At 54.2% G+C, this 23,567-nt stretch carries 18 protein-coding genes; 3 read left to right on the plus strand and 15 right to left on the minus strand.

From position 1 onward, the window contains the following. Positions 1-172 precede the first annotated feature (172 nt). Positions 173-2,857, plus strand: coding sequence for a LuxR C-terminal-related transcriptional regulator (locus JAO79_RS16395; RefSeq protein ID WP_320158944.1), 2,685 nt, complete (start codon positions 173-175; stop codon positions 2,855-2,857). Between the two features lie 24 nt (positions 2,858-2,881). On the opposite strand, the gene JAO79_RS07165 is transcribed toward JAO79_RS16395, so the two are convergent. The 12 genes from JAO79_RS07165 to pilB all read right to left on the minus strand — a co-directional run bounded on the left by JAO79_RS07165 (position 2,882) and on the right by pilB (position 16,958). After that, entirely contained in the window at positions 2,882-3,778 is an 897-nt protein-coding gene (locus JAO79_RS07165; protein ID WP_199006488.1) for an acyltransferase, read from the minus strand. Positions 3,779-3,811: 33 nt separating this feature from the next. Beyond that, positions 3,812-4,726, minus strand: coding sequence for a glucosaminidase domain-containing protein (locus tag JAO79_RS07170; RefSeq protein WP_199006489.1), 915 nt, complete (start codon positions 4,724-4,726; stop codon positions 3,812-3,814). 77 nt (positions 4,727-4,803) lie between these two features. After that, positions 4,804-7,008: a hypothetical protein gene (locus JAO79_RS07175; RefSeq protein WP_199006490.1), complete on the minus strand. Its 2,205-nt coding sequence runs from the start codon at positions 7,006-7,008 to the stop codon at positions 4,804-4,806. A gap of 126 nt (positions 7,009-7,134) precedes the next feature. Next, on the minus strand, positions 7,135-7,695 hold the full coding sequence (locus JAO79_RS07180; protein ID WP_199006491.1) for a YfaZ family outer membrane protein: 561 nt from the start codon (positions 7,693-7,695) through the stop codon (positions 7,135-7,137). A gap of 144 nt (positions 7,696-7,839) precedes the next feature. Further along, positions 7,840-8,028, minus strand: coding sequence for a DNA gyrase inhibitor YacG (gene yacG / locus JAO79_RS07185; RefSeq protein WP_199006492.1), 189 nt, complete (start codon positions 8,026-8,028; stop codon positions 7,840-7,842). 38 nt (positions 8,029-8,066) lie between these two features. Continuing rightward, positions 8,067-10,388, minus strand: a complete 2,322-nt coding sequence (locus JAO79_RS07190; protein ID WP_320158948.1) for a response regulator — start codon at positions 10,386-10,388, stop codon at positions 8,067-8,069. A 76-nt stretch (positions 10,389-10,464) separates the two neighbouring features. Further along, complete coding sequence (tsaA, locus tag JAO79_RS07195) at positions 10,465-11,214, minus strand: tRNA (N6-threonylcarbamoyladenosine(37)-N6)-methyltransferase TrmO (protein ID WP_199006494.1); 750 nt, start codon at positions 11,212-11,214, stop codon at positions 10,465-10,467. A 1-nt stretch (position 11,215) separates the two neighbouring features. Beyond that, entirely contained in the window at positions 11,216-12,313 is a 1,098-nt protein-coding gene (locus JAO79_RS07200; RefSeq protein ID WP_227664342.1) for a hypothetical protein, read from the minus strand. Continuing rightward, positions 12,300-12,905 carry a dephospho-CoA kinase gene (gene coaE / locus JAO79_RS07205; protein WP_199006495.1) on the minus strand — a complete coding sequence of 202 codons (606 nt, stop codon included), beginning with the start codon at positions 12,903-12,905 and terminating at the stop codon, positions 12,300-12,302. The genes JAO79_RS07200 and coaE overlap by 14 nt, the downstream gene beginning before the upstream one ends. A gap of 119 nt (positions 12,906-13,024) precedes the next feature. Then, positions 13,025-13,900, minus strand: coding sequence for a prepilin peptidase (locus JAO79_RS07210; RefSeq protein ID WP_199006496.1), 876 nt, complete (start codon positions 13,898-13,900; stop codon positions 13,025-13,027). Between the two features lie 122 nt (positions 13,901-14,022). Continuing rightward, entirely contained in the window at positions 14,023-15,243 is a 1,221-nt protein-coding gene (locus JAO79_RS07215; RefSeq protein WP_199006497.1) for a type II secretion system F family protein, read from the minus strand. Positions 15,244-15,245: 2 nt separating this feature from the next. Continuing rightward, a complete protein-coding gene (gene pilB / locus JAO79_RS07220; RefSeq protein ID WP_199006498.1) occupies positions 15,246-16,958 on the minus strand; it encodes a type IV-A pilus assembly ATPase PilB in 1,713 nt (570 codons plus the stop codon). A 396-nt stretch (positions 16,959-17,354) separates the two neighbouring features. Between pilB and JAO79_RS07225 the strand changes: the two genes are divergently transcribed. Beyond that, a complete protein-coding gene (locus JAO79_RS07225) occupies positions 17,355-17,876 on the plus strand; it encodes a pilin (RefSeq protein WP_199006499.1) in 522 nt (173 codons plus the stop codon). Positions 17,877-18,258: 382 nt separating this feature from the next. On the opposite strand, the gene JAO79_RS07230 is transcribed toward JAO79_RS07225, so the two are convergent. From JAO79_RS07230 to JAO79_RS07240, 3 genes are all read right to left on the minus strand, one after another. After that, positions 18,259-18,645 (minus strand): glutaredoxin family protein, encoded by a 387-nt coding sequence (locus JAO79_RS07230; RefSeq protein WP_199006500.1) that lies wholly within the window; start codon positions 18,643-18,645, stop codon positions 18,259-18,261. A 100-nt stretch (positions 18,646-18,745) separates the two neighbouring features. Next, complete coding sequence (locus tag JAO79_RS07235; protein ID WP_227664343.1) at positions 18,746-20,887, minus strand: mechanosensitive ion channel family protein; 2,142 nt, start codon at positions 20,885-20,887, stop codon at positions 18,746-18,748. Positions 20,888-21,085: 198 nt separating this feature from the next. Beyond that, positions 21,086-21,367 (minus strand): pyrimidine/purine nucleoside phosphorylase, encoded by a 282-nt coding sequence (locus JAO79_RS07240; protein WP_199006502.1) that lies wholly within the window; start codon positions 21,365-21,367, stop codon positions 21,086-21,088. A 195-nt stretch (positions 21,368-21,562) separates the two neighbouring features. On the opposite strand from JAO79_RS07240, the gene JAO79_RS07245 reads away from it, so the two are divergent. Further along, the gene (locus tag JAO79_RS07245; RefSeq protein ID WP_199006503.1) at positions 21,563-23,467 is read left to right on the plus strand and encodes a hypothetical protein; all 1,905 of its coding nucleotides are present in this window, start codon (positions 21,563-21,565) and stop codon (positions 23,465-23,467) included. Positions 23,468-23,567 lie beyond the last annotated feature (100 nt).

Consider the following 23,567-nt stretch of genomic DNA (forward strand, 5'->3'; position numbering starts at 1 on the left):
CAATGTCGGAAAGGGCCATTTTTTGCTAATGGCCTGTTATTTGGTTTACCCTCTACCCTTAATCTCATACTAAAGGCGACCCCTATGTCGGGCGCCAGCGCTTATATACCTAAGCGAATCATAGTTGTACCAGGCTGTTTGCAACCTTGCCTGGTTTTGAATGGGGCAGAGCGTGAAACCTTTAAGCGACGGCTGTGCAGCTAACGACGAATTTCAAATTGCCAATGCCGGTGTTCAGCATGGTGAATTGGTTCGTGAGCTTCTTGAACATCGGCTTCAACTCCCGGCGATTCCGGCAGACCGATTGCGTCGCCCGGAACTGGACCAGCTCATTCGGGCTGCTCTGGTGCCTGGGCATGTACTTTCGATTGAAGCCCCGAGCGGTTATGGCAAAACTCATGCGCTGGTGAGTGCCCTCACGGATTTGTCCGAGGCTCTTGAGCGGGGCGCGATACGATGGGTATCGTTAAGTGCGGGTGATAACGCGCCTTCCCGATTCCTCTCCGTACTCGCCTCGGCATTGAAAGTTCCGGATACAGGTCAAGGAAACAGCGAAGCCTTCGAGGATCATCTGGCTTTGATGCTGGTATCGAAAGCGCGCCAGACAGCCGCCCAGCCGGAAGTTTTGGTTCTGGACAACCTTCAGCATGTCACCAACCCGGCGGTCGTTGGCCTACTTCATTATTTGGTAACGCACATTCCGGGCAACCTGGCGATTGCATTGGTGTCTCGTTTACCCTTGCCGTTTGCCAGTCATACGTTGCAACTGAACGGAAACTACCGCCGAATTGATCAGGAACGCCTGGAATTAACGCGCGCCGAAACATTTGAATTCTTCCAGAAAGCGGAGGTTGAAAATCCGATCACCAGCGTTGCCATCGATTACCTCTACAACCTGACCGATGGTTGGCTGACGCCGTTGGCGCTGTACCGGCGGGAGCTTGAAACAGCAGAAGAACGCCGGCCTATTCAGGAAAGCCCTTATGTAGAACGCTTTCTGAAAGACGCGTTATGTCAGCCCCTGACATCTTCGCAAATCAAGTCTCTCAAGATTATCGCTGAGCTCGATAGTTGCTGCGATGAATTGTTTTATGCAATTGGTGGTTCGGGTGACAGCTCGGCCTTATCGCCGTCTCAGGCTGTCGAGCTTGGTCTGCCTATTAAGCAGGTACCGGGCCGGGGCAGATGGTTCCGTCTCAATCCTTTGTTGCAAACTTTCCTGCAAAGCCCGCCTGTGGCTGGGCAAGGGAGCCGCATGCTGCTGGCCAGTCAGTGGTTTGGTCAGCGGAAACAGTTTCCGGAGGCGTTAAAATGCGCTGTTCTGGCCGGTGATAACGCTGAGGTTGTGCGCATTGCATCGGAAGGAACGGAAGCGCTTTTATTGGGTCAGGACACGGCTTCGCTGCTAATGCTGCGCAAACATCTGCCGGAGCACCTGCTCGAGCGCAGTGCCAGATTGCGAATTGTCTACGGCTGGGTGCATGCGATCGGCGGTCAATTCCGGCAAGCGCGCCAGTTATTGGAAGGTTTCGCGCCGGATGCTTGGAAAGAGCACGAAGCGCGTATCTACGCATTGAAAGCGTTTATTCTGAGGGGCGAAGGGTTTGTTCAGCCGGCATTGGCCATGGCTGACAAAGCGCTCAGAGCCGGGGGGCTATCCGGGCAAGCGCAACTGGTAACACACATCGTGCGGGCAAACGCGCTATGCGCTGCCGGTCGTTTTCAGGAAGCCCGGGAAGCCAACCGCCAAGCGTCAAAATTGGCCAGAGAAGCCGGGGATTCGGGTTCAGAGGCACTGGCCGTGTATTCGCACGCGAGAATTGAGTTGAGCAAGGGTGCGTTAGGACACGCAGAAAACCTGCTTCGTACCGGTTTAGATACGTCGCTCCAGGAGCTGAGTCGGCCCGCTCGCATCGGCGAAACCCGGCTCCAGTTGAGCCTGGTATTGGTGCTTTGGCATCAAGGCCGGGTCAAAGAGGCGGATCGCCTGTTGGTTAGCTGTGTCCGGCACGCCGAGCAAACACGGGATTTGGGCCTGTTGCTTGCCATGGCGCTCAGAGTGTTGATGTGTCGCAGTCAGGGCATGCTGGACGAAGCGTTTGTCTGGATCGGGCGGGCGGAGCGCACCATGCATGCCTGGCAGGTAGACGAAGCGCTTTACGTGCCCGTACTCGAGGCACTGAAGGCCAGTTGCTGGCTGGCGTGTGGCCAAACCGACAGTGCCAAACAAGCGATCGGGAAACTGGAGCCGTATCGGCAAGACGGCTGCGTGCCAGAGCTGTTTCCCTCCATGCCGGGCCTTATGGATTGCCTGCAGGTAAGGGAGGCGATTGCATCGGGTGATCTTGTGCGGGCCAGAGAAAATCTCGAGACCATTCATCAGCGGTACGGAGATGCCTTCCCTTCTGGATTGCAGCTTCACGTCGGTTTGCTGAATGCCGTGCTCTTGTTGTCTGAAAAAGGCACTCAGGCCGCCAGAAAGCAGTTAGAAGTAGTCGTGCTGCAGGCGTCAGCAGAACACTTCATCAGTCCGTTCATGGAGCTTTCTAAAGAACTGGCACCGTTAATGGAGAAGGCATTCGCGTTCTTGCCAAAAGGGGAGTTTACCAAGGCGTTGGGTGAGGTGTTCGGATGTCAGGCTGAGGCCTCAGCCGGGCAGTTGGCCGAACCTATCAGCGAGCGTGAGCAGGGCGTTCTGGAATTGATTGCCAAGGGGCTGTCGAATCAGGCGATTGCCGACAAACTGCATATCTCGCTGCATACGGTGAAAACCCATGCTCGGCGTATTAACGCCAAGCTGGATGTGAAATCCAGAACCCAGGCCATCGTGCGGGCCAGGGAACTGGGGCTGCTTTAAGCCCCGGTTCTCAGTGCGTCAGTGTCAGGCTTCCTGCTTTAGCTGATCGATCCGGGCATCTTTCTCGGCCCAGATTGCGCTGACCCAGCGCTGGAATTCCACCCGTTTCTCACGGTCCCCTTCATAGTCCATACCTAGGAACTGCGCTGGCACTTCACGGGTGCGAATGTCTACGATGATTTTCTTTACCCGCCCGCACATGTAATCCCAGATGCCGGGTGTGCCACCGGGGTATACAATCGTCACGTCCAGCATGGTGTGGATCATCTCTCCCATAGCGCCAAACACAAAGGCAGTGCCACCGGCTTTGGGCTTCAGGAGGTTGTTGTAGGGTGAGTTCTGGCGCTGGTGTTTCTCCGGTGTAAAGCGAGTACCTTCCATGAAGTTGAAAATGGTAACCGGCGTATACCGGAATTTCTCGCAGGCGGCTTTGGTGGCTTCGATATCTTTGCCTTTCAATTCCGGGCGCTTGGCGAGCTGTTCCTTGGTGTGGCGATGCATGAATGGGAAATCCAGAGCCCACCAGGCAATCCCTAAAAGAGGTACCCAAATCAGTTCTTTTTTCAGGAAGAACTTCAGCAACGGGATTTTACTGTTCAGCACGTATTGCATGGCGGTGATATCGGCCCAGCTTTGGTGATTGCAGGTCACGAAATACCAGTGATCTTTGCTCAGTGTCTGGGCGCCCCGCACGTCCCATTCAACCTTGTGAAAAATCCGCATCAGGGTGTTGTTGAAACCAATCCAGTACCAGGCGATGCCGTTGATCACGATGGTGCAGCCTTTGCGAATCAAAATGATGGGCAAAACCAGTTTGATGATCGCAAACAGCAGCAAAAACGGCAGAAAGATAACCGTATTCAGAACGATGAGCAGCAGTACCAAAACCCCTTTGAGTGGGGCGGGCAAGAAGTTAAGCATATCGCAACGTCTCTGTTGATCCAGGTTGTAGGGTTACTGTTCGGTTGAGCTTGTACCACGATTGCGGGGTAACAAGGCAGCAGCGTTCGGTGCAGTGGCGAGCTCCAGCAAATGCTCCGGAGATTGGTCGGCAATCAACGCCTGGAACTGTTTGTCGAAGAATTCCAGATTGTTGTAACGAATCATCGCCCGAATTTCTTTAACGTAGTCTTCGCCACGCTCCGAGTAGCCAAGCAGACCGCCAGCCAACACGACACCCGACAGCGGTTGATTGGTTTGGAATGATTGCTGACGAAGGTTTCGAACCAGCTGGTAAGTCGGATGCCGGTTCAGATTGGTCATGTACGCTCGGATTGACCCGTAAGGCGAGGCAAAGCTGGCGACTTCGTGGCTGGCGCCGGCTGCCCGGCTAAGCGGCACCAAGCCACAGCCTTTCGAAAAGCACCACTGGCCAAACAGGTTGTTGCCCTTGGTGGCAAACCGGGACGTGCCCCAAGCCGATTCATTGGCCGCCTGAGCAAGAATGAGTGAGGGTGGTATTACTCCGATACGCTTTTCCAAAAGAGCAAATTGCGCGTCACTGCCAATGGCCTCGTCGATACGAAGGCGAGTGGCATGAGCGGCCAGCCATTGGCGTTCCGCTTCGGTGAGTTCTGATTTTGCGCGGAGCGTCTCAAGGTAGTGGCGTTCGATTAAAATACGACTGTTGGCCAGCACAATGCGTGGAAACAAAAAAGAAAAGAAGGCTGCTTTGCGCTCGGTGGTGTCGCGAATGACTGAGAAATCCGGGAGGGGTGCCGCGGCCCAAGCAGGCAGCGGGGGGAGCGAGCTAAGAGCAATGTCGCCGTCTTCATCTGGCTGACCAACAAACGGCGTGTAAAGCGCGCCTGCGCCGGCGAACAAAATCAATGGCACGCAGAGTAACAGAGCGCGAGAAACAGCCGTCATAAATCCCTCACAAAAATTGATATGGACGGAATTATAACAGGTTATAAGCGTTTTTCCGGCGGCAGCAACGTCTTGGCCTATTCGGGAATCAGCGTTGCCATTAGCAGACCTGTACGAGGCTTGGAGACAGACGCGTCTCTGACGGCAAGAAAAATCTGATCGGCTTCACCGGTATAAAACCCGTCCAGCGCCAACCCGGACGTGGTCGAGTTAAGGCTAAGCGTGCCGTTCGAGGTGGCTGTGTAAGTGAAGGTCTCGATGATTTCAGAGCCCGCAGGGCCAGTAAATTCACCTTCGCTTACCGAGTGACTCAGGTTGAAAGCGCTGACCGTGAGTTGGGCTTCGGTATTGCTGGTGAAGGTAAGTACACCGCCATTCAGGTGTTGGAGTTCATTGGCGTTCGCGGTCATCGACAACAGCGACCCCTGAACGCGATAGCGTGTGCCTGTTTTCAGGCTTGCCGTTGGCGCTTTAGCGGCAACCAAAAGCCCGTCTCCCCAAGCGCTGTCGTCAAGATTGAACGCCAGCAGGGAGCCATCCGGGGCGGCTGCGCCTTGGCCAAAATCGGGTTTGCTGTGGTCGGTGTCCGGGCAGGCGTTGCAGAGGCTTAAGCGGCCCATGAAACGCGACCCGTCGCTGAGCGTGGAGCGGCGATTGGCGATATTCAGCGACTGGGAGTTGCCACCGGGGCTTGCCGTTACAGCCCCGTTGCCGGCGCGGGACAGGGTGAAGGTTGTGGTGTTGATGCTGGCAGACAGCTCATCATTCACAGCGATTCCGGCCTTCAGAGTGCCCGAGCCCGTTTCAAACTGAACCGGATCTGTCCCGCCAAAACGCCCGGTGAAATACACCAAATTAAAGTCGCCCTCCGCCGCCGAGAGATCAAAGGCAGTGCTCCGCAGCAGGTGTAGTTCGAACGCCGAAAGGTAGTGGTGTTCCAGCGTATTGCTGCGCTTCAATTGGTTGCCCTGATTGTTCAGGGCAATTTTTTTACCCGCGGTGAAGTAGCTAGTCAGTACCCGGTCTGGGCCGCTGTGCGCGTCAGCCGGTTGCGTTGTGAAGGCATCGAAATAGTAGGGATTTCGTGTCCAGCCGATGGTTTGGCTAGCTGACGGATAGGTGATGGTTTGATAGAGCGCGCGGCCAGCCAGCAATCGGGCGGGGTTGAGTTCATTGGCGGATGATTTCGGTGTTAGTGTCGCCGCTCCCGGCGAGCTGGAGTGACTGTTTGGCTGCCAGGTTTGAGTAATAAATCGATTATCCGGTGTGTGGCTAACGGTTTGCCGGTCATAGGGTATGTCGGTGGCCAAGGAGGTCACGTTTAAGCCAAAGACATCGAAGCTGGTCAGCGTCAATGCCGGATAAAGAAACACTTCGGCTTTGCCCTCGGTGAGGTCTTGCTCCCGGGCCGAGCGCACGCCCCACTGGCCTGCGGAGACTGTGCCATCACGCTCTAACGTCTCGCCAAGTTCCAGCCCGAAAAACACCGAGTTATAGTCGGCCGAACTGGCTTTGATGCTACCTGATGTTCCTTGATCGAGCAGCGCATAGCGGGCAATGTCAGCAACATAAGTTCGGAAATCTACCCGGTCTTTCAAGGCTTCAAGTGCCGCCGTCAACGAGGCGCCGCTTGCAATGTCGATCTCGAAATCGTGCACCTGATCGGCAAGGGTGGACCAAACATATTTGTTCAGACACAGACCGCCACCGGCATCGTTCACACAATCCATTACCGTTTGGAATTCGTTGGCCTGGTAGCTGCCCAGAGTTTCTTCAACCACATAATGAGAGAAGGGGTTCACTTTGACATCCCGGTCAGAATCGGCTGCCAGCGCTTTCATGGTGATTCCGCCCTGGCCACTCCAGCTGGCTTCGATGACGACGTCCGGGCCAATGGGCTGTCCGTTCTTGAAACTCACGATGAAATGGCCATCGTCCCCCGTGGCGATCGAGTGTTCAACGGTATCCAGTTTCTGTAGCGAGTGGTTGGTTCTGTACACCTGAAGACGATCGGGAATGACGATTCGCAAATTGCGGCGTGTGGGTTCCCCATTGGGGGCAAAGTCCGCCGGCACTTCCATGGTAACGCGCACTTCGTTTTCTTTCAGGCCGTTGGCATTGCTGGAATCACCGGTGCTGCCCGGGCTGAAGTCATCCAACGCATTGATGGTGCTGCCAAACCGGTTCGGAATATCGCGCGCACCGTCGATGGCGCTGTCACCACCGCCGCAGGCAGCAATCAATAAAGAGGTTGATAGCAGGGAAGCTAACTTGAATCTCATGCCAAGGCCTTTCCAAGAGTAAGGTGTTGGAAGAGCCTAACAGGTAAACCGGGGGAAGGGCGTGAAGGGGAGCACGATTGGGTTACCCTGAAACGGCTCGGGCAACCCAAAACACTGGCGGTCGGCTTAGAAGAAGATCTTCATGCCTGCCACAATGCCTTCGTCCAGATTCACGTCGGGGCTGCCCGCGAAATCCAGTTCGGTGTTCAGATAACGGTATCCGGCGAACACTTCGGCGTTACGGATAACACGGTAGCTGGCGCGCAGCTCTACGCTGGTCATCTCGTCGGAGTCGCCGAACGACAGAATGCTGGGGGCGTAGTGCAGGCTGCCGCCAAACGACAGGCCGGGCACATCGGGTACATTAACGGTGGCAAAGCCACCTACGCCAACAGCGCCGCCATCCAGGTGATCGTCATCCCAGCCCAGCCCACGCAGGCCAATGCCAGCAGTAGTCGGCAGGTTGCCCAGTGCGGTTCGGCCTTGGGCATGAAAATCTACGTTGGCAATGTGACGGCCGCCTTCGTGATAGGTGTATCCGGCGCCCACTTGCAACTCGTCCTGAGTTCCGAAGAAGTTCACCTGGCCTTTAACCGAATCAGACGTCAGGCTCAGATCCAGATCAGACGCCATAACCGGAGCTGCGGCCAGAGATAGTGCCAAAGCAGAGATGCGGGTAATCTTCATGTATACACCTTTGTAGCTGTCGTTATTGGATGCAAAACAGGCATGGAAGGTTTGCATCCGCGATGATTCTGACGGACCAGGATGGTAACACCTGCTCCGCTCAGTACAACTTAAATGCCCGTAAGCCGGCGGAAAGGATAGGGTTTAGTGGAGTTGGCCGTTGTGGCCTTGGTCCAGATCTTCTGGCGATGCGTTTTCAGCGGGTACCCGGTATTCTTCGTTTGCCCAGGCCCCGAGATCGATCAGCTTGCAGCGTTCGGAGCAAAATGGGCGCCAGGCGTTGGCTTCCGACCATTCAACAGATTTTTTGCAAGTGGGGCATTCAACGTTCATGGCAGTTCGTCCGGGCTGTTTGAATTGGCTGCCGTTGATTAATTATCGGCAGGTGCATGACAGTATTGTTCCAGCACTGCCCGTAACATTTCAAGGTTGACCGGTTTGGCAACGAACACGTCCATGCCTGCCGCCCGGCAACGTTCCTCATCCTTTTCCATGGCGCTGGCTGTCAACGCCACTACGGGTACCCGCAAGCGGTTGTTTTTCTGCTCCCAGGCGCGCAGTCTTCGGGTTGCTTCAAAGCCGTCCATTTGGGGCATCAGGCAATCCATAAAGATCAGGTCAAATGTGTGCTGCTGCCAAAGTGACATCGCCGCTTCGCCATCGTTGGCCGCTGTCACCTCGCAGCCCAGTTTTTCAAGAAGACGCTGGGTGAGAATGCGGTTCACCGGATTGTCTTCCACCAGAAGTACCCGCATGCGCCCGCAAGGCAGCTCATAACGGGCAGAGCTCGAATCGGTCAGACCTTTCAAGGAAAAGCGGGTGAGAAAGCGTCGCTCCTGCTGCTCGATGTCGCTGAACAGCTGGTTAAGAAGGGCGATCAGGTAGGACTCTCGCAAGGCTTTGCTTAAAAACGCATCGGCACCGGCTTGGCGGAAATGCTCGGCATCACCACGCTGGGGATTGGATGACAAAATCAATAAGCGGGTTTCGGCCCACTGTGCGTTGCTGCGAATCTGCCGGCACAGCAGATCGCAATCCATATCGGGCACGAAACCATCCAGTATGATGGCGTGGAACGGATCGCCGGCATCGCAGGCTTGTCGCAATGAGGTAAGGGCCTCGCCTGCAGATTTAACCGCTTCGATCTGAAGATCAAAGCGAGACAGCATTTCCAGTGTGATTTTGCGGGACAGCTCGTACGAATCGACCACCAGAATGCGCCGGCCACGTATCATGCTAGAGTCCGGTCGGGTGCGGGTGGCGCTGTCGCTTACCTCTTCCAGATTCAGCTCCAGCCAGAAGGTAGAACCTTCGCCCAGGCGGCTCTCGACATCCAGTGCACCACCCATCCGGTCAACCAATTGCCGGCAGATGGTCAAGCCCAGACCGGCTCCGGGCAACTGGCGGGTAAAGCGTTGGCCCAGTTGTATGTAGGGCTCGTACACGAGTGGCAATTCTTCAGGGTTGATGCCCTCACCGGTGTCTTCCACCGCCAATCGCAAGCGGACCTTGTTATCCTTGCGCCCGAGCACTTCGACGCTGACCAGAACGTGGCCCGAATCGGTAAATTTGATGGCGTTGGACAGCAGATTAATGAGCACCTGCCGGATACGGACCGGATCGCCCACAACTGCCCAGGGAAGACTTTCATCCACCCGCATTTCCATCGCCAAACCTTTTTCGCGGGCTCGGGCTCCCAGCATATGCACCAGATCGTTAAGCGTTTCACGAAGGTCAAACGGGATCTCTTCCAGCTCCAGCTTGCCCGCTTCCATACTGGAGATGTCGAGTAGATCATTGAGAATAGAAGACAGATTTTCAGACGCATTGATCAGTGTGCTGACGTATTCCGTTTGCTCTTGATCCAGCGGCGTATCAGCCAGTAAGTGGGCATAGCCGAGTACCGATTGCAGGGGGATGCGCAGTTCGTGGCTCACGTTGGCCAGGAACTGGTTCTTGGCCTGGTTCGCTCGCACCGCTTCGTCCCGCTCGCCACGGGTTTTTACGGAAATCTGGCGCAGGGAACGGGTGTCTTCCAGAATCTGCAGGCGCATTTTGTTCAGTGCCTGTTCCAGCTCTGACAGCTCATCCGGTTGAGCCGGTTTTTTCCGGCGAAGTTCCAGCGGGGCCACCAACGCATCGAGATTCAGCTTGGCGGCATAGTCCGCCATGGTTTCCAGATGCCGCGACAGTGCCACCCGCACGATCAACAGCAGGCCCAAGGTGCCCAGCATCACAATAAGTGACTGATACAGCAGGTTGATCAGAGCGCTGGCCAGAATTTCCTGATAGATACTTTCAACGGAAGAAACCACCGTTAACTGGCCCACTCGCTGGGGCTCTTTCAAGTGCCTGCTTTTGAAATCCAACGGGAAGGTCTGGGCAATGGTACGGCCGGTTGGATAGGTCCCGGTGCTGAATTCCTGGTCGGTGTACGTGATGACACGGGTGTACTGGATGTTCGGGACATTGCGCAAATCATCAAGGTTGGCGGCCACCTCGCTGTAATTCAGAACCCACAAATTTGAACTTAACGTGCTGGAAATAAGATCGACGGCACGTTTCTGGCTGGTCTCTAAACGGGATTTCTGGCGCTCGAATTCACCAATCATCTGCACGCCTGTGGCGACCAGAGACAAAACGAGGCTATACAGAAGCACCCATCCGAGCAGCCTCAGGGCCAAAGGGCGCACACCGCAGCGCTTTAAAAAACGGTTTGATGGCAAGTCACGAATTCCCTGTGTCGACAACGATTTAACCAACGGGAGTTTAACAGATGGATATTACTTCCACACGTACCTTTCCAGCCTCGGTGATAAAGCGAAAACGCACGTTCAGATCATACAGATGGGCACCGTAAATGCGGTCCTCGTCGCGCCCGCGTCGAAAGGACGGGCGGGGGTCGTAGCTGACGACATCTTCAATCAGGCCTTGAAGATCCGGGTAGTCATTCGGGGACAATGATGACAGCTCGGCCTGCGCTTCGGGGCTGATATGTACCTCAACACGGTCCAACGGTGCCGTGTCGGCCCAGCCCAGAGATGCCTCGGGAATGGCGTCGGCAAAAGGTAAGTAGGGTTTGATGTCGAGGATAGGGGTGCCGTCAATCAGATCGTGATCACGTATTTTCAGGACCAGGCGGCCGTTTTTACGTTCCAGACCCTCATTGCGCACCACCGACAAACCGAGGCTGTTGGGCCGAAACGGAGAACGGCTTGCGAACACGCCTACTTTCTTGTTGCCACCCAAACGGGGCGGTCGTACCACCGGCCGCCATTCTGCGCGCACCGCTTCGTGAAATTGAAAGGTCAGCCACAGGTGGCTGGCGGTTTCCAGGCCCCGAAAGGCATCTTCGCGATCAAACGGTGGTTCAATTATCAAATCCGCATGGGCGTTACGCGTCAGCCCCGGTTGCCGTGGTACGCCAAATTTGTCTTTAAAGCAGGAGCGGGTGTAAGCGACAGGAGTAAGGGTTAAGGCTTCGCTTGCCGGTTTGCTTTTGTGTCTGGGTCGGGTCATGTCAGTCTCTATCAATGGTGCCGGCAAAGTACATTTCGATACGGAAAATCACCGAGGCCTGGTCTTTGAAGCTTTTCTCGCGGGGGAATTCTAACGCCGGAATTAACTCGGCAAACAGCCAGTTTTCATACACCCGGTAACGCCAGGTGACATCGGCAAAATACGACGTGGTTCTCCATACCGGCTGGCTTTCGCCAAGGATACCGATTCTGGGCGAGATCACGGATCGGGAACTGGTGCGTTTACGAAGGCTGAACAGCTGCGCGGCTTCGAATTTTCGATCGCTGTGCACCCACTCCAGTTCAGACGAGGTAAAAAAGTGCCAGCCGTTCCACGCGGGTCGGTCTGCGCCGAACCACGAACGAGAGCCCCATCCGGACGTGTGGAAATAATAAATTCGTTGCTTAACCCCGATGCGCCATTGGTCAGTCGCCAGCCAGCGTTTATCCGCTTCCAGGCGCCAGAACATTTCGGGCGGGAGCCGGAGCCGGCCACCTACGTCCATTGATAAATTGATGGCATCGCCCACATCGGTCAGGTAGCGAAGGGCGCCGGTCGTCGAGGTGTCGGTGCGTTCCGGTTCGGTGAGCTGCCGGTCTCGCTCACGTTCACCCAGAGGAACCAGTTCGTCGCTGTCGCTCTCGATAACGAGGCGGAGCTTCTTTTCGGTGGTGGGTAAGTCAAGGCGAAAGCGCACCTCGGGTTTGAATTGAGCCGGGTCGCTGTATTCCGATTCTGCCGCGAAGCCTAGCCGCAAATAGCTTTCGTTGTTTGGCAATGCATGTTCTGAGCCTGAGAGAGTGCGGTCGGCCCAATTTCCGATCCCTTGCACCTTACTGCCATGAAGGCGCTCTTGATGAATCACCCAATTACTGGCACTCAGCCACCAGGAGTCTACAGGTTCAGCCCAGTATTCGTGCGGCTCAACGGTGTAGAAAGAAACCGGCAATCGATAGGGCGAGAGCTTGTCTGCTAAGGATTCATCCTCGATCACCACCGGGCCGGCGCTATGGGCAGGGGGAGCAAACGCCAATAATAGCGGAGCGAGGAGAGCTAAATAGAAGAGGTAACGCAGAAAGAGCCCCTTAACTGAATTCAAGCACCCACTGATTATGCAGTTCGGCAACCTGTCGCTCAACCTCAACCAAAGGCTGGTTGTTATCAATGATCGCGTCTGCTTTAACGCGTCGATCTTCCCGAGCCATCTGCGCCGCCATAATGCGCTCCACCTGCTCGCGGGTATTGTCGTCCCGCGCCATAGTGCGCTCCAGCTGAACGGACTCCGGCACATCAATAACGAGAGTCTTGTCCGTTAGCTCGTGCTGGTCGGTTTCCAGCAGCAACGGCGATACCAGCAAAGAATAGGGCAGGGCGTAATTCTCAGGCTGAAGCTGGCGGATAATTTCGTCGCGAATAATCGGATGCAGCAAGGCCTCAAGCCAAGCCCGCTCTTCAGGCTCCGCAAACACCTTCTGCCGCAACCAGGCCCGATCCAGCGCGCCGTCGGCCTGCAACACCTCGTCCCCAAAATGTTCGGCAATCGCCGCCAGCGCAGGCATACCCGGCTCAACCACCTCCCGGGCCACATCATCCGCATCCACCCAGTGCACGCCAAACTGACCAAACAGCCGCACCACCGTAGACTTCCCCGAACCAATCCCGCCTGTTAACCCAACAATCGCCAAATCCATACTCCACAACCATCAATCTACAAGGGGTCGGACCTTACGAGGTCCGACCCCACCCAAGCCCAGCTCTCAATCTACAAAGGGGTCTGGCCCTACGAGGCCTGACCCCACCCAAGGCCTACCTAAACTCCCAAAAAACCATACCAAGCCGAAACAATCTCCCCCCCAAACCACAAACAAATCACCCCGGCCACCGCCAAATACGGCCCAAACGGAATGGGCACCTCGCGCCCATGCTTGCGAAACACCATCAAACCAATACCAACAACCGCACCCACCAACGACGACAGCAAAATCACCGCCGGCAACACCTGCCAACCCAGCCAGGCACCCAGAGCGGCGAGTAGCTTGAAATCACCATGCCCCATGCCTTCTTTACCGGTCAACAGTTTAAACAACCAGTAAACCGACCAAAGCGACAAATAGCCCGCCACCGCGCCCCAGAAAGCGCTCTCAAAATCCGTCAGCACGCCAAAGTAGTTCAACAATAAGCCCAGCCACATCAAGGGTAAGGTGATGCTGTCTGGTAGCAGCTGGGTATCAAAATCGATCACCGTGAGTGCGACCAAGGCCCAAATTAGCAACAACGCCCAGAGCGCGGCTTCCGAAGGGCCAAGCAGGCAGACTGTGACGACAGAAGCCACAGCCGTAAACGCTTCAATCAAAGGATAACGAGGTGAAATTCGGGTTTTGCAAGAAGAGCATTTACCGCCGAGCATCAGCCAGCCGATAACAGGGATGTTCTCCCAAGCGCGGATTTTGTGGCCGCAGGAAGGGCAGGTGGAGGCGGGCTTTGAAAGTGTTATCTGGGTTTCATTTTTGCGCTTTTCTTCCGGCACCTCAAGAAATTCCTCGCACTGGCAACGCCAGTCTTGATGCATCATTTTCGGCAGGCGCAGGATGACGACGTTCAGGAAGCTGCCGATGCAGAGGGACACTACGGCGACCGTGGTGTAGAGAAGCCAGGGGGCTGAGAGGAAGGTTTCTAGTGATGGCATTGGGGGCTCGTTTGTGAATTTTTTGTTCCCGAAGGAGTGTGAATCCGGTTTTCGAGCCATCCTCTCCCGTTGCGGGAGAGGATGGAGGTACTGATATGTGTTTCAGGCAGTGGTGCGATTTATTACCCGACAACCTGACCCATCTGGAAGATTGGTAGGTACATGGCAATGATTAGACCACCAACCAATACCCCTAGAACGGCCATAATCATGGGTTCCATCAGGGCTGTCAGGTTGTCCACCATGTCATCAACCACGGCTTCGTAATGGACGGCAACCTTCTCTAGCATTTCGTCTAGGTTACCGGACTCTTCACCGATAGCTGTAAGCTGCACAGCCATCACCGGGAAAACATCCTGTTGGCGCATAGAGGCTTGCAATTGAGTGCCGCTGGAAACATCGTTTTTGATGTTTTGAATGGCATCGCGATAAACCGCGTTACCCGTTGCGCCTGCTACGGAGTCTAGTGCGTCTACCAGTGGGACACCTGCAGCGAAGGTGGTGGACAGGACGCGGCCAAATTTTGCGACGGCTGACTTATCGAGAATTTCGCCAACAATGGGAAGTTTCAAAACGTATTTGTCGACAATGTCAGAAAACTTCTGCGATTTCCGCTTCGCTTCTTTAAATAGAAATATCGACCCTACAATCGCGATTAGTACCACAAACCACCAAGATTGCATCCATTCCGAAAGCCCGACCACCATCTGGGTAAATACCGGTAGCTCAGCTCCAAATCCAGAGAACAGGCTTTCGAACTGCGGAACCACTTTGATAAGTAGAATGGCGGTAACCACGATGGCGACCACGATAACTGCTATCGGGTAAGTCATCGCTTTCTTAACTTTTTTCTTGAGTAGCTCGGTTTTTTCAAGGTATGTGGCAATGCGGTCAAGCATCGCTTCCAGCGCACCAGCTTGTTCGCCCGATTCTACCAAGTTGCAGTAAAGGTTATCGAAGTGTCTTGGATGCTTGCGCAATGCAGCTGCAAATCCAGTCCCGGAAGAAATATCATTCCGTATTGACATGACGAGCTCTTGAAGGCCTTTGTTCTCGAGTCCATCTGCTACAATGTCAAAACTCTGAACCAACGGTACGCCAGCCTTCATCATGGTTGCCAGTTGGCGTGTAAGCATCGCGATATCGAACGGCGTAATCTTCTTGCTGCCGCCGAACAAAGGCTTAGGTTTCTTCTTAACCTTGTCTGGAATAACGCCTTGTTTGCGAAGCTGAGCTTTAACCAGGGCTAAACTAACGCCGTTCAGCTCACCCTTGGTTTTGTTGCCCTTTCGATCTTTGCCTTCCCAGACGTACGCTTCCAGCTTTTGTGATTTTTCTGCCATGCTTAATCCTTCGTCACGCGGTTGGCTTCTTCAAGGCTGGTCACACCCTGAATCACCTTCATCAGGGCGGACTGCCTTAGAGTACGGAAGCCTTCGGCCTGCGCTTTTTTAGCAATTTGAATCGAGCTGGCTTCTTCCATAATCATGCTGGCCAGCTCATCTGTAATCTTGACCACCTCGTAAATACCAACGCGGCCTTTATACCCACCACTGCATTTATCACAGCCCTTGGGGCGGAACAACGTGAACCCTGTATCAATTTGTTCCTGTGTGAACCCTTCGGCTAAAAGCACGTCTTTTGGTACGTCTGCGGGTTGTTTGCAGCTGCAAAGCCGTCGGCCCAATCGCTGAGCGATGATCAGGCTCACGGAGGTCGCGATGTTAAACGCAGGAACACCCATGTTCATCATTCGGGTCAGAGTTTCCGCTGCGCTATTGGTGTGCAGGGTAGATAAAACCAAGTGACCGGTTTGAGAAGCCTTTATAGCAATGTTCGCGGTTTCCAAATCCCGGATCTCACCGACCATGATCACGTCGGGGTCTTGCCGGAGGAACGCACGGAGGGCTTCGGCAAAACCTAGGCCCACCTTTGTATTCACGTTTACCTGGTTAATGCCTTCCAGGTTAATTTCGGCAGGGTCTTCCGCAGTCGAAATATTCCGCTCGTTGGTGTTCAAAATGTTCAGGCCGGTATACAGAGAAACCGTTTTACCAGAACCGGTGGGGCCGGTGACCAGAATCATCCCTTGAGGCTGTTCAAGAGCCTCAAGGTAAAGTTGCTTCTGGTCCTCTTCGTAGCCGAGCACGTCGATGCCGAGTTTTGCTTGGCTCGGATCGAGAATCCGTAATACGATTTTCTCACCCCAGAGCGTCGGTAGAGTGTTGACTCGGAAGTCGATGGCCTTGGTTTTGGAGAGCTTCATCTTGATCCGGCCATCCTGCGGCACCCGGCGCTCGGAAATGTCCAGCTGAGCCATGATTTTCACGCGAGCAGAAATTTTCGGGGCGAGCTTGATAGAAGGCCGAGAGACCTCTTTCAAAATGCCGTCGGTCCGATAACGAACTCGATAAGACTTTTCATATGGCTCGAAGTGAATGTCGGAGGCGCCGCCGCGAATCGCATCTAACAGCATTTTGTTGACGTATTTTACGATAGGCGCATCGTCAACTTCGGCGGTTGATGCTGCATTGTCTTCTTCCGTGTCGCCGCCTTCCGTTTCAACGCCTTCAAGGTCGGCATCGTCGAGATCACCCATGGTTGTGTCATGGGACTCAAGATACTTCTCGATTGCAGTGCGGAGCTTGGCGTCATCGACAAGGATGGCATCAGTACTCAGCCCGGTGTTGAACTTAATCTCGTCCAACGCTTGAATGTTGGTTGGATCAGAAACAGCAATAAACAGCCGATTGCCTCTTTTATAGAGAGGGAGGGCGTTGTGCTTTCGGATCAGTTTCTCGTCGACCGACTTCTCAGGCATCATCTCTGGCAAGAAAGACTCCAGGTCGAGAACAGAGATGCCGAACTCCATCGCAGCAGAGAAGGCTAATTTGGAACTGTCAGCCAGATCATTCTGAGTGAGGTAAGTGATGAGAGGGATGCGATTCTCGGACGCTTGGGTGAACGCATCTTTAGCGATGTCCTCGTCCAGAAGCCCGTCATCAACAAATCGACGGGCCAGGCCCGTAAGCGTTACGTTTCGGTTGTTGCTGGCCATATATGCTCTGAGGAAAGTCTTGTAAGTGGCTGAATCACGTATTTATGAGCATAGAGTTTAGATGTAGTAGGTAGGTTTGGAAAGGTTGCTAGATCTCAAGTTTGGTTTTTGGTCGGGATTGTACAAGGCGAGTCTTCAGTTTGATGACGCTTCAATCTGGCGGCTCGGTGACAAAATTTGTCACTCGCGGCCATTTTTCGGCTAGGGATGCGCTTTGTTGTTGTGTGACGTATGTCACGCAGATGCTTTAACTCATTGAGTGGGCGCTGTTTACGTATGTTATCTTGCATTTGGCACGCTCGATGCTTAACTTACTCCAAGCTCAAAGCGGTCACGGGGTAACGCTCCACCGCCCCGGAGCTACTAAGAACCAAAAAACGACATAGAGGTCGAATTATGCAAAAGATTCAAATGAACAAAGGCCAGCAAGGTTTTACTCTGATTGAATTGATGATCGTTGTTGCGATCATTGGTATTTTGGCGGCTGTGGCGATTCCGGCTTATCAAGATTACACAATTCGAGCAAAGGTTTCTGAAGGGTTGACCCTATCTTCTGCTTTGAAAACTGCAATAACTGAGACTTTCCAGAGCCGCGGTCCTGGGTCCATGGAATGCACCGATGCCGCAACTTGTGATTCGATCGGTGCAACATTGCTCGATACTACTGCTCTCGCGGGCAACGACAATGTTGATAGCATCTCAAGTAGTTCTACAGGAGTGATTACTATTACCTATGAAACAGCTGTCGTGCCAGCAACGGAAAACGTGCTTCAATTGACACCGGTTGCTGCCGACGGAACGACCGCATTGGATTTGTCTGCAGTCGCGAACGCGGGTACTCAAGTTAATTGGACATGTAGCATTGACCCTGCAGCTAATGCGCTCAAAGACAAATACCGTCCGGCTAATTGTCGTTAAGATTAACCTTGGCCATAGATAATTTATCGCTTGGCTAGGTCAAAGGAGCCCGGAAGTGTTTTATTCCGGGCTTTTTCATTTTGAGCACGCGCAATCTCGGCTTATACATTTCGCTAATTTTGGCGGATGTTGTTCCGCCCCACGGGGCAGAGATGATTTTAGATCGAGATATGTCGGAAAATTCAGCTCTTTTAGAACTGAAATCGTTCTACGTTTATAGCTTCGGCTGATTTGCGTCGCTTCGCTAGCCCCAAGCAATCTAAAAGCTAATGGGTATTGCGTCCTGCAAGCCAGCTAGATTCGGTTTCGGCGCTGAAAGTAAATCTGTGTTTGAAGTCCCCAGCGCCGTGCAGCCTTTCCTCATGGTTAGTTCGCACTCCACTCAACCAAACTCCCTCCCCAACCAATCATTAATTTCCCCAGACTCATACATCCACCGCTCCACACCCTGCTCATCCCTAATCAACAAACAAGGCACCTTAACCGCCCCACCACCTTTCAAAAGCGCCTCCCTATGCACCGGATCACGCTGCGCATCCCGCCGCTCAATATCCAGCCCCAGTCGGGCCATCTCCTTACGAACCTTGATGCAAAACGGACAAGCACGAAACTCGTAAAGCGCGAGATTTGCGGTAGCTTTATCAATTTCAGCCTGCCGCTCAGGGGAGCGTTCAATGGCCTTAGGTGTGGTAAGTTTCTCTGAAAGCAGCATAAACGGCGTCAGAATCAAGCGGAGCAGGCGGAAAAAAGCCCGGATAATCATTCGCATAATAAAACCTAAGCAGTATCGAAATGGGTGTGGCTATTGAAAATAGGGCGGCAAGGATATCATGCCCACGAAGTAAATTGGGGTCAGACCCCAATCCGGCTTATGCCTCGCTGGGCCCGCGGCGCTCTAAATACGCCGAGCCGCTACCGCCTTCGCCTTCCATGTGCACGCTGATCCGCGGTGCGGCCACGTCGATGAAGCGCTCTTCCATTTTCCGCTTCAGCAGCAAGTTGAAGGCGCGGGATACATCCCATTGGTACTCCGGTTTGGTGCGCATGCGCATTCGTAGCACGGGGCAGCCTTCTTCGAAGGCGTGGATGCCCTGCATTTCCAGTGGCGACCATATCAGCCAGCGCATGTCTGGCTGCAGGCGTAGGTCGTCGGCGGTTTCGTTCATTAGCAATATGGCGTCGTCGATGGGCAGTTCTCTTGGGATGCGGATTTTCAGCAGCGCGATACCAAACTGGCGCGACATGTTATGAATGGAGCTGATTTTGCTGAACGTGATGTGATGCACCACGCCTTCCAGGTCCCGCAGGCGCACGGTGCGCAGGTTAAAGCCTTCCACGGTGCCCATGAATCCGTTGATCTGCACGAAATCCCCCACCGACATGGAGTCTTCCACCACAATAAACAGCCCGGTGATCAAGTCCTGCACCAGTGTTTGCGCACCAAAACCGACCGCAAGGCCGATAATACCGGCACCGGCTAACAGGGGCGTCACGTCTACACCAAGGGTAGACAGGCTTACCAATGTGGCGATGATCAGGATGGTAATCAGCAACGTGTTGCGGGCGATGGGCAGTATGGTTTGTGCGCGGGCGGTTTGGATTCGCTTTTTGCGCTCGCCGCCACCCATGGCCCGTTCCAGTAATTCGTCGATGAAAATCCAGGTCAGTTTTGCCACCAACAGAATCACCACAACGCCCGTCAGGCTGTTCGCCAAGCCGACGCTGACCGAAGGCTTTCCGGCCAGGCCGAACAACGATAAACCCCAGATTTGCAGGGTCAATTCGAAGAAAACGAGCCAGGCAGAGGCCTGAATCAGGTTATATCCAAAGCGCACCAGCCTGCGGCTAAAGGTACTCAAAGACCGGTGTTTGGGCCGATTCTGTTGAATGCCGAGCAGGCCTTGCAGGGCAAGAGTCAGCGCCAGGAGCAGAGCGCAAATCATGGCTTTGCCCAGCGCTGCATCGGCCTCGCCACCGTTGATGTACACCGCCACCACCGAGGCGCTGATCGCCACCAGCAAAGGGATGTGCCAAAGCCGGGCCAATAGGGCGATGACTTCCCGCGATACGCCTTCGTTTTTCCGTTGGTTGTACGGGCGGTTGCGAATCAGGTGGGTAACGGGGCGCCGGTTGCGAACAATCAGGTAAAAACTCATCAGAGCAGCAATCACGCTGAACACCAGCGCCAGTGCACTGGCCAATTCCGTGCCTAGCTGCTCGGTCAGCTCGGTGGTGCTTAACGAATCTTCAAGGGCGAAGAGCGCCCCAATGATAAACAGCGGCAACAGCATGCGCCGGCGCAGAATCATCACCGCCGGCAAACGGTGGCCATTGGAGAAAACGGAAATCATCACGTCGAACAGCGAGGTCAGAATGCGCGCGCTGAGGCCTGTGTATGCCAGAATCAATACGGTGGTTTGTGCAGGCTCGGAGATGCCGAACGTGGGGAGCCCGGTCAGTAGCCCAAGAAAGGTCAGCAGCCAGGGCAGAATCCGCCGGAGAAAGTGCAGGGCCAGCAGCCAAGGCCTGGGGTTACGGGGCATCTCCAGGGGCCAGTCCCGCCACACAAAAAACACTTGGCCAAGACGTGACAGCCCCCACAGCACCGATAGCCATACGGCCAGCCCCGCAGTGATTTCTGCAAGCTCGCGCACAGACGCGCTGTTCAGTAATGTGCGAGCGGCGGTGTAGGCATTCGCAAAGTGTGTTTTCCAAATGGAAAGCGTGCTGGGTGGGGCGCTTTCTGTGCTGCCGTCATCGTTGAAAAAGACTGCAAGCGCTCCCAGCAAACCTTCGCTGTCTGAGGCGCTGCCTATGGCTGATGAAGACAGCGCTTCCAGCCCTGCTTGAATGGCTTTGAGTTGCTGCACCAGCGCTGAGCGCTCTGCATCGTTCTCCAGCGCTTGAATGGTGACTTCCAGTGAGGCCTGAAGCTCTTCCGGTGATTTCTCATCTTTATCTTCCTGCGCGGAAAAGCCCGGAATACCGGGCAAAGACAAAGGATTTGCCAAAGCAGGCGTACCGAGAAACAATAAACACAGGCCAAGTAGGACAACCAAACCCCTCAAGCTTTCACCTCTTTGCAAGCAGAGAATGTGTAATTTAGCTATTTTGGCGTACTACCGTACCACACTACCTGAATCGCATCGCTAACGAGCTGCTGCGACACGGGGTCAGACCCCACGGGTCTGACCCCCAATCTCCAAACCTCATTCGTAAGTACAAAAATAAGCCGTATCCATCTCCGCCTTAGCCTTAAAACTGGCATTTGCGTCCACCTCAAACGCATCACCGGCTCCGTAATGTACCCAGTTGTCACTGCCAGGCAGCTGAACGGTCAATGCACCACTAACAACCGTCATAACTTCCTTTTGACTGGTGCCAAACTCATACTCACCCGGGCTGATCACACCCACCGTGGCAGGTAGTGTCTCGCCCTGAAGGGCAATGGATTTCACTTTACCGTCAAAATACTCATTTACACTCAGCATAGCCATCATTCCTCATAAGTTGGGTGGCTAAGATACCATGGGGTCAGACCCCCGATACATTTCGCCGAGCAAAATGTTTTGGGGTCTGACCCCGATAAAGGTAATCGCATTCGATTATTTGCTCCCCTCTTTGCCTCGGTTTGCGATAAACTTCCGCGCACTTAAAAACCGAAAAATTCGTTAAGGAACTGATACATGGCGTTCGAATACGGTACCCAGAAACTCAATATCCGGAACCCATTCCGGTTTGAGGGTTTAGTACGTTCTGTCCGGGGCTTGGTATTGACGGCAATAGGGGTATACCTCTTGTTGCAGATTCAGCCATTGCTCTCTACGGATAAAACGCATGCTTGGCTGAGCTTGGCTATTGGCAGCGTGTTTGTCATCGGTGGTTTCAAGGCCTTGGGTATCGGGCTTTTTCAGGTCATGCGTTTTTTCGTCGGTCGGTCGGCGCCAGCTTCTCTGACGAAGAATGTCGCGAGGGAAGCCGTTCAGGAAAAAGAGCCTTCGCTTTATACGGCTCAAACGCTCCACAACATGTTGATGAGCAAAAGCAACCCGACGTTCACAGAACCTCAGGGCTGGTTTGCGCGTGCAGTGCATTCGCTTTTCCCGGGCTTGATTGTTACCCCGTGGCCTATCCGGAATGCGGCACAAACACTGGTTATGAAAATAACCCGAAGCCTCATTGCATTGGGTGCATTTTTAGTGGCTTCTGTGATTATTATGATGGTGTTTGCGGGTTCAGAGGGTGGTGAAGCCGGAAGTGCGGTGATTTCGCTGGCGTTTCAGACCGTGTTGCTGGTGTATCTCGGCCTTGTCTGGGTGAAGCTGGGTAACCCGCTGGCACGTGCGAATATGACTAAGCTCCACACATACTCCAGTGGTGGATTGGCCCTGGTGGTTGTGGGCGCAATCGTTATTCCGGTATTGATGGCGCAAGGCTGGATTGCGATATGGGAGAACATTGGCTTTCGGGATAGGGCTGCTTTTGTTGAATTGCTGCCTGTTCTTGAGCCCATCTTCAGAACGGGAACGCTGTTAACGCTGACCATTGTCTGCGCTGCGGCGGTTGCTGCAGTGGCGGTGGTGTTGATTCGTGCGCGTATCCGCATGGTGGAAATCAAAACCAGTAGCTCAGAGAAAAACAGCAGCTGGCGGTTCGATCTGCACCCACGACAAATTTTCACAACCCTGAGAGACCTGGTGCTGATGCAGCGCCGAGAGCAGGAATTGCCTAACCGTATGTATCAGGATACCAACGATACAGGGCAGGCAAACCGTGATAACGAGCAGTTTAACGGTGATTTGATTACTGAAATTCAGCCTGTGGTTGAAGAGGTTTCTGAACCTGCGGGCATGCGGTACGCGCGGATTGCAGGTACGGTGACGGCACAGATTCTCATGCTGATCGGTGCTGTGCTTTTCTGGCAAGGTGCTGAGAATGTGCTGTTCCACGTGAACGCGTGGGAACAGCTGATCGCTCAGCGTGCGAACGTTGAGTTGTTGCTCAACCAACTGTTGATTCCCGCAGGCGGTACCGTTGCTATGCTGCTTGCTTCGCTTCTACTGATGGGCTTTGGCCGGACGCTGGACAGAATCTGCCATATGTTCTGGGCTGAAATTTTCTTCCGCTCCAAGGTGTTTGATTTCCACTGCGAAGGCACCGTCATGCGCGCGACGCACTACCGCGGCGCAGATCGGCACAGTGCGTCCAGCGAGCAAGACGTATTTACCTTTGATGCGACCTATTTTGCCTTGGCTGCCGAGTTTGTCAGTTCCACCTTTGCGGTTTCTGGTCAATACAATCTGGAGCAGCCGCGCTACGTTCTGTCGATGAGTCCGTGTGACGGCTTCATGAACAGCGTTATGGGCGATCTGGAAGATGAGTTCCGTCGCAGGGATGAGGAGATTCAAAGTGAAAAGCAGGCGGACAAAGCGCAGCGGCTCGACTACATTCGCCAGGAACAAGAAGCACGTCGTACCGGAGATCTAACCGCTCAGGGGCTGGCGTCACCTCAGCAGCAGGCGCTTGAATCGGAAATGACTGTTGATAATGAGCGAGAGAAAATTAGCCGCTGGGAAGGTGAGGCCGACTAAGAATTGCGTCACGAAAAATCCATGTGTTAATTGATCCGTCCGCGCCATGGTTGAAGCCTGAGTTTCAATTATGGCGCGAGTCGCGCTGTAACTCTTAAGT

Source organism: Marinobacter litoralis (assembly GCF_016427555.1).
GTDB lineage: Bacteria > Pseudomonadota > Gammaproteobacteria > Pseudomonadales > Oleiphilaceae > Marinobacter > Marinobacter litoralis_A.